This is a genomic window from Rhodococcus sp. CX (genome assembly GCF_015865005.1).
Lineage (GTDB): Bacteria > Actinomycetota > Actinomycetes > Mycobacteriales > Mycobacteriaceae > Rhodococcus.
Genome location: NZ_JADZGH010000066.1, coordinates 1747 through 7945, shown reverse-complemented (window position 1 = coordinate 7945; position 6199 = coordinate 1747). Strand labels below are relative to the sequence as shown.

Genomic DNA, 6199 nt, shown 5'->3' with positions numbered 1-6199 from the left:
GGCATGGCGGGCCTCCTGCTGCAGGCGCTCAACCCCGGCATGATGCGGCTGTTCGAGCACGCGTCGGCCGCGTACGCCGATCCGAAGGGCCGAGACGAACGCACCGGCCGCTATCTCGACACGGTCATGTTCGGCGACAAGGCCCACGCGGATGCCGCCGCCGCGTCGGTGCGACGCATGCACGCGCACGCGGTCTGGGACGACCCGCACACCGGCACCACGTTGCGCGCCGACGAGCCCGCGTGGATCGACTGGACCCACAACGCCCTCGCGTTCGCGCTGCTGCGCGGTGCGGAGGCCTTCGGCCTCGAGTTGACCCCGGCCGAGCAGGACGCGTTCGTCGTCGAGCAGCACATCGCCGCGGAACTCGTCGGCGCAGACCCTGCCCGCCTGCCCGCGACCCGCGCCGACCTCGAGGCCTACGTCGACGAGCAGCGCCACTGGCTGTCACTGTCCCTCGCGGCCGCCGAGGTGACGCACGCCCTCCGCAAGCCGAGCCTGCGTGGCAACCCGGTGAAGGTGTTCACCTTCGTCGTCGTGCAGGACGGCATGCTGTCGATCCTGCCGGAGTGGGCGCGCCTGATGTACGGCATCGAGGGGCGCCCGATGAACCTGCGCGCCGCCGCGCGCACCACCAAGCGCCTGATCGGCATCGCCCGCAAGAACGAGTCGTACGACAAAATGGTCGCCGAGATCACCACCCGCATCGACGAGACGCCGTACCGCAAGGTGCGTGCGCGCAAGGCCTGAGCTCCGCAGCCGCACAGCACGAAGGCCCCCGGGGGGTGGGGGCCTTCGTCGAGCTCGAACCGTGTACGGCCCGGGGTTACAACAGATTCGACAGGAACGTCTTGGTGCGCTCGTGCTGCGGGTTGGCCAGCAGCGCACGCGGATCCCCGGCTTCGACGACGACACCGCGGTCCATGAACACCAGCTGGTCGGCGACCTCCCGCGCGAAACCCATCTCGTGGGTGACCACGATCATGGTCATGCCGCCCTTGGCGAGGTCCTTCATCACCGACAGCACCTCCCCCACCAGTTCGGGGTCCAACGCCGAGGTCGGTTCGTCGAACAGCATCAGTTTCGGTTCCATCGCCAATGCCCGTGCGATCGCGACCCGCTGCTGCTGACCGCCGGACAACTGGGCCGGATAGGCGTCGGCCTTGTCGGCGAGACCGACACGGTCGAGCAGTTCGCGGGCCCGTTCGGTGGCTTCGCTGCGGCGCTTCTTCTTCACCAGGACCGGCGCCTCGACGACGTTGGCCAGTGCGGTCCGGTGCGGGAACAGGTTGAAGTGCTGGAACACCATGCCGATGTCGCGGCGCTGCTTGGCCGCCTCCCGCGGGTGCAGCTCGTGCAGTTTGCCGCCGCGCTCGGCGTAGCCGACCAGGGTGCCGTCGACGTACAGGCGTCCGGCGTCGACCCGCTCGAGGTGGTTGATGCACCGCAGGAACGTGGATTTCCCGGAACCCGACGGACCGATCAGACACGTCACGTTCCCGCGCTCGACCTGGAGCGAGATGCCCTTGAGCACCTGGACCGCGCCGAAGTTCTTGCAGACCCGATCGGCCTGGACCATGGGCGTCACTGTGCGTCACCTCCGGGTGCGATGCCGCCGCCCCCGTGACCGGGCGGCAACGGTTTGCCCTGCGCGTCGGCGAGGGCCTGCAGCTGGCGGGCGGTGAGTCGGCGGCTCAGGCCCTTCGAGTAGTGCCGTTCGAGGAAGTACTGGCCGACCATGAGCACGCTGGTGATCGCGAGGTACCAGGTGGCGGCGACGAGGAGCAGCGGGATGGGCTGGAAGTTGGCGCCCGAGATGTCGCGCGCCCGGCCGTAGAGCTCCAGCGTGTACGGCACGGCGGCGACCAGCGAGGTGGTCTTGAGCATGCTGATGAGCTCGTTGCCGGTGGGCGGAATGATTACCCGCATCGCCTGCGGCAGGATCGTGCGGCGCATGGTCTGGGACCACGACATGCCCAGGGCGGTCGATGCCTCGGTCTGGCCTTCCGGGACGGAACCGATTCCGGCGCGGATGATCTCGGCCATGTAGGCGGCCTCGTTCAGGCCGAGGCCGATGACCGCGAACAGGAACGCGGCGTTGATGCCCTGCAGGTCGATGTGCACGAACTGGTGCACGAACGGGATGCCCAGGTCGAGCTGCTTGTAGATGGCCGGGAACAGGCCCCAGAACACCAACTGCACGTACACCGGGGTGCCGCGGAAGATCCACAGGTACACCCAGGAGACGGTCCGCAGCACCGGGTTCGGGGACAGTCGCATGACGGCGAGCACGATCCCGAGCAGAACCGCGAGGATCATCGCGAGCACGGTGAGCTGAATCGTCTTCCACGCCGCCGCGGTGATCCGCCGATCGAACAGATACTGCGCGTAGATGTCCCAGCGGTACGCCTCGTTGGTCGCCGCGCCCCACAGGAACAGCGCCACGAGTACGGCGACGACGACACCTGCGATCCACCGTCCGGGCCGGCGCAGCGGCACCGCCTCGATCGGCGCCGGTTCGGTCCCGGCCTGCGGGCCGCTCACGGAGCTCGCCTGCTCGCTCATCGGACCCCTTCCGTCAGCTCGGCGCAGCGTTGATCTGCGCGGTGTCGATCATTCCGTCTTCCATGCCCCACCGCTCCGCGATCTGCGCGTACACACCGGAGTCGATCAGTTCCTGCACGGCCTGCTGCAGGACCGGCCCCAGCGGGGAGTCCTTGGCGACGACGAACCCGTACGGGGCGGCGTCGAACACTTCCCCGGCCGGTTCGAGCCGGCCCTCGCTGCGTTCGATCGCGTACGCGGTGACGGGCGAGTCCGCGGACAGTGCGTCGACGCGGCCGAGGATGAGCGCGTTGGTGGCCTCGTCCTGGCTGTCGTACTTGACCTTGTCGATGGGGGGTTTGCCCGCGGCGACGCACGCCTCGCTCTTGGCCGGTATCTCGTCGATGTCCTCGGTGGTGGTGGTCTGCACCGCGACGCGCAGGCCGCACGCGTTGTTCGGGTCCACGTCGTCGCCGACGCGCTGCGCCCACTGCACGCCGGCGCTGAAGTAGGTGACGAAGTCGACGGACTTCTCGCGTTCCTTGGTGTCGGTGAACGACGACGACCCCATGTCGAACGTGCCGGACTGCACCGCCGGGATGATCCGGTCGAAGTCCGACTCGCTGATGTTCATCGTCACGCCGAGGACGTCCCCGATCGCGTTGAGCAGTTCCACCGCGTACCCGACGATGTTGCCGTCGTCGTCCTTGAACTCGTTGGGGGCGTACGGCGGGTTCGATCCGACCTTGATCTGTCCTGAGGCCGCGATCGACTCGGGCAGCTGTGCCGCGATCTCGTCGACCTTCTCGGCGCGGATCGGGTCACCGGGCGGCACCGTCGCTTCGGTGTTGCTCACGCATCCGGTCGCGACCGCGAGCACCATCGCGAGCGCGAGAATCCACGCCGGGGCACGTCGCCGACGTCGGCGGGCGGCAGGTTCCGATCCGGCGGGTTCGTCCACAATCGAACAGTAACCGGACGGTGGCCGGGTGTCCCGGAATGCGCGCCCCGACATGCACCTCGCCGCCCGTGTGCCCCTCACCGCAGGCGGGTGCGGGCGAGCACGATCTCGGTGAACTCCGCGGTCGAGGCCTGCCCGCCCAGATCGGCGGTCGCGACACCGGAGGCGATGGTCTCCTCGACGGCGTGCTCGATGCGGTGCGCCGCGCGCTGCAGATACGGGAGGTCACCGGTGGTGGCGATGCGATCGAGCAGCATCGCCGCCGATAGGAACAGGGCCGTCGGGTTGGCGCGGTTGCGGCCCGCGATGTCGGGGGCGGCGCCGTGCGCGGCCTGCGCCATCGCCTTCGTCGCGGACGCGTTGATCGACCCGGCGGTGCCGAGCGAGCCGGCGAGTTCCCCGGCGAGGTCGGAGAGGATGTCACCGAACATGTTCTCGGTGACGACGACGTCGTAGTCGCCGCCGTGCCGCACCAGGTGCGCGGCCATGGCGTCGACGTGCTCGTCGTCGACCGCGATGCCGTGATACTGCGCGCCGACGTCGCGGCACACGTCGCGGAACAGCCCGGTGGTCATGGAGAGCACGTTCGCCTTGTGCACGATCGTCACGCGCCGGCGGCGGCGCGCGGCGAGCCCGAACGCGATGTGCGCGATCCGTTCGCACGCGGCGCGGGTGAACACCCCGACGGCCAGCGCGACGTCGGGGGTCGGCATGAACTCGCCCGAGCCGACCGCCATGTTCCGGTCGGCGTACAGGCCCTCGGTGTTCTCGCGCACGATGACCAGGTCCATGTTCGGTACGACCGCGCGCACACCGGGCAGCGCCTTCGCAGGCCGGATGTTCGCGTACAGGTCGAACTGTTTGCGGATGCGGCCGCCGGGGGTGAGTTCGCTGCGGAACGGTTCGGGATAGGACGCGTTGTCGTGCGGGCCGAGGATCCACGCGTCGAGATCGGCGAGCGCGTCGAGCGTGGACTGCGGGAGCGGGGTGCCGTGGGTGGCGATCGCGTCCGCGCCGATGGGCAGTGGCACCCAGTCGATCGCCGGTCCACCGGCCGCGGCGACCGCAGCGTCGACAACCCGCCGGGTGGCGGGCACGATCTCGTGGCCGATGCCGTCACCGACGAGCAGGCCGATGCGGTGGCCGGAGGAGGTGGACGGGTCGGTCGTTGCGGTGGAGTCGGTCACCGCGTAATGATTGCGCACCATGGTGCAGTCCGTGGAACTGCTGCTCGACGATCGGCTCGACGATGCGGTGCGGGCCGAGTGGGATCGGCTGCTCGGCGCCGGGATCAGCAGTGCCGCGCGCGTGCGCACCGAGACCAACCGGCCGCACATCACGCTCGCGGTCGCGGCGTCGATCCCGCCCGGGATCGAGGGGCAGATGCGGGAACGGATCGACGGGTCGCCGATCGAGTTGCGGCTCGGCGGGATCGTGGTCTTCGGTGACCGGCACGCGACGCTGGCGCGGCTGGTGGTGCCGACGGTCGAACTGCTCACCCTGCACCGCGAGGTGTTCGCGCTGCTCGAGCAGTGCCCGGGGATCCCGCCGCACATCCGGCCCGGCGAGTGGACGCCGCACGTGACGCTGGCGCGGCGGGTGCCGGCCGGCCGGATCGGCGCGGCGATCGTCGCGACGCATGCGGCGAGAAACGAACTGGACGGGACGTCGGCGGGGATCCGGCGGTGGGACGGTCAGGCCAAGCGCGAGTGGCGCGTGGTGTGACCGTGCCATGGCTCAGAACCGGTAGTCGCCGAATTGGGTTGTCTCCCTGTGGGTATCGGGAGTCAGATCGGCCAGGGACAGCGCCGTCAGGACGACGAGGACGAGGGCGAAGACTAACAGGGCGGTCATGCGATCCAGCGTGCGCCGCACCGCCTTTCACCGACAGTGGCAGATATGACAGTTATGCTCGTTTTTCTGCCAATCCGGTGGCACACTGGCAGACATGTTGAAGACCGTGGTGGTGCCGCTGCTCCCCCGTATCGAGGCGTTCGAACTCGGCGTCGCGTGCGAGGTGTTCGGATTCGACCGGTCGGACGACGGCCTGCCCACCTACGATTTCACGCTGATCCGGGGCACACCGCTGCCGGTCACCACGCGGTTCGGCTACACCATCGACGTCCCGTACGACCTGGACCTCCTCGACTCCGCGGACCTGATCATCGTGCCCGCCGGCGGCACCGGCGTGGCGACGCCGCAGGACCAGAGCTACGTGTGCGGCCCCGACGACGACACCTGCGACCTGGAACCGCTGTTCGAGAAGTTGCGGGCCGCGGTCGAGCGCGGCGCACGCGTGGCCAGCATGTGCACCGGCGCCTTCACCCTGGCCGCCGCCGGTCTGCTCGACGGACGGCCCTGCACCACGCACTGGAAGCACGCCGCGCGGCTGGCCGAGATGTATCCGGCGGCGAAGGTCGATCCCGACGTGCTCTACGTCGACGACGGCGCGGTGCTCACCAGCGCCGGTACCGCCGCCGGGATCGACCTGTGCCTGCACATCGTCCGCAGCGAACAGGGCGCCCACGTCGCGAACACGATCGCGCGGCGCATGGTGGTGCCGCCGCACCGCGACGGCGGGCAGGCCCAGTACGTCGCGATGCCGTTGCCCGAATGCAAGTCCGAAACCCTTGCCCCGCTTCTCGATTGGATGACCGAGAATCTGGACCGGGAGTTGCCGGTCGCGGTCCTCGC

7 protein-coding genes are annotated in these 6199 nt (G+C 69.4%); 3 read left to right on the top strand and 4 right to left on the bottom strand.

The features are described from left to right. A partial coding sequence (locus tag I0Q12_RS06960) for an oxygenase MpaB family protein (protein WP_197251244.1) occupies positions 1–750 on the top strand: 750 nt, incomplete at its 5' end. 76 nt (positions 751–826) lie between these two features. Here I0Q12_RS06960 and I0Q12_RS06955 read toward each other — a convergent pair. From I0Q12_RS06955 to I0Q12_RS06940, 4 genes are all read right to left on the bottom strand, one after another. Beyond that, complete coding sequence (locus I0Q12_RS06955) at positions 827–1588, bottom strand: amino acid ABC transporter ATP-binding protein (RefSeq protein WP_307846081.1); 762 nt, start codon at positions 1586–1588, stop codon at positions 827–829. Further along, a complete protein-coding gene (locus I0Q12_RS06950) occupies positions 1585–2565 on the bottom strand; it encodes an amino acid ABC transporter permease (RefSeq protein WP_197251242.1) in 981 nt (326 codons plus the stop codon). The genes I0Q12_RS06955 and I0Q12_RS06950 overlap by 4 nt, the downstream gene beginning before the upstream one ends. Positions 2566–2578: 13 nt before the next feature. Continuing rightward, positions 2579–3427, bottom strand: a complete 849-nt coding sequence (locus tag I0Q12_RS06945; protein ID WP_197251246.1) for an ABC transporter substrate-binding protein — start codon at positions 3425–3427, stop codon at positions 2579–2581. 155 nt (positions 3428–3582) lie between these two features. Then, the gene (locus I0Q12_RS06940) at positions 3583–4713 is read right to left on the bottom strand and encodes an isocitrate/isopropylmalate dehydrogenase family protein (protein ID WP_197251241.1); all 1131 of its coding nucleotides are present in this window, start codon (positions 4711–4713) and stop codon (positions 3583–3585) included. Between I0Q12_RS06940 and I0Q12_RS06935 the strand changes: the two genes are divergently transcribed. Together I0Q12_RS06935 and I0Q12_RS06930 are read left to right on the top strand one after the other, a co-directional pair. Further along, the gene (locus I0Q12_RS06935; protein ID WP_197251240.1) at positions 4712–5230 is read left to right on the top strand and encodes a 2'-5' RNA ligase family protein; all 519 of its coding nucleotides are present in this window, start codon (positions 4712–4714) and stop codon (positions 5228–5230) included. The genes I0Q12_RS06940 and I0Q12_RS06935 overlap by 2 nt on opposite strands. 223 nt (positions 5231–5453) lie before the next feature. After that, on the top strand, positions 5454–6199 hold a 746-nt coding region (locus I0Q12_RS06930; protein ID WP_197251245.1), incomplete at its 3' end, for a DJ-1/PfpI family protein.

Excerpts from the sequence above, each read along its gene's own strand:
- I0Q12_RS06950 (WP_197251242.1), bottom strand. The coding sequence starts at position 2,565 with ATGAGCGAGCAGGCGAGCTCCGTGAGCGGCCCGCAGGCCGGGACCGAA.
- I0Q12_RS06945 (WP_197251246.1), bottom strand. The coding sequence starts at position 3,427 with ATGGTGCTCGCGGTCGCGACCGGATGCGTGAGCAACACCGAAGCGACG.
- I0Q12_RS06935 (WP_197251240.1), top strand. The coding sequence starts at position 4,712 with ATGGTGCAGTCCGTGGAACTGCTGCTCGACGATCGGCTCGACGATGCG.
- I0Q12_RS06940 (WP_197251241.1), bottom strand. The coding sequence starts at position 4,713 with ATGGTGCGCAATCATTACGCGGTGACCGACTCCACCGCAACGACCGAC.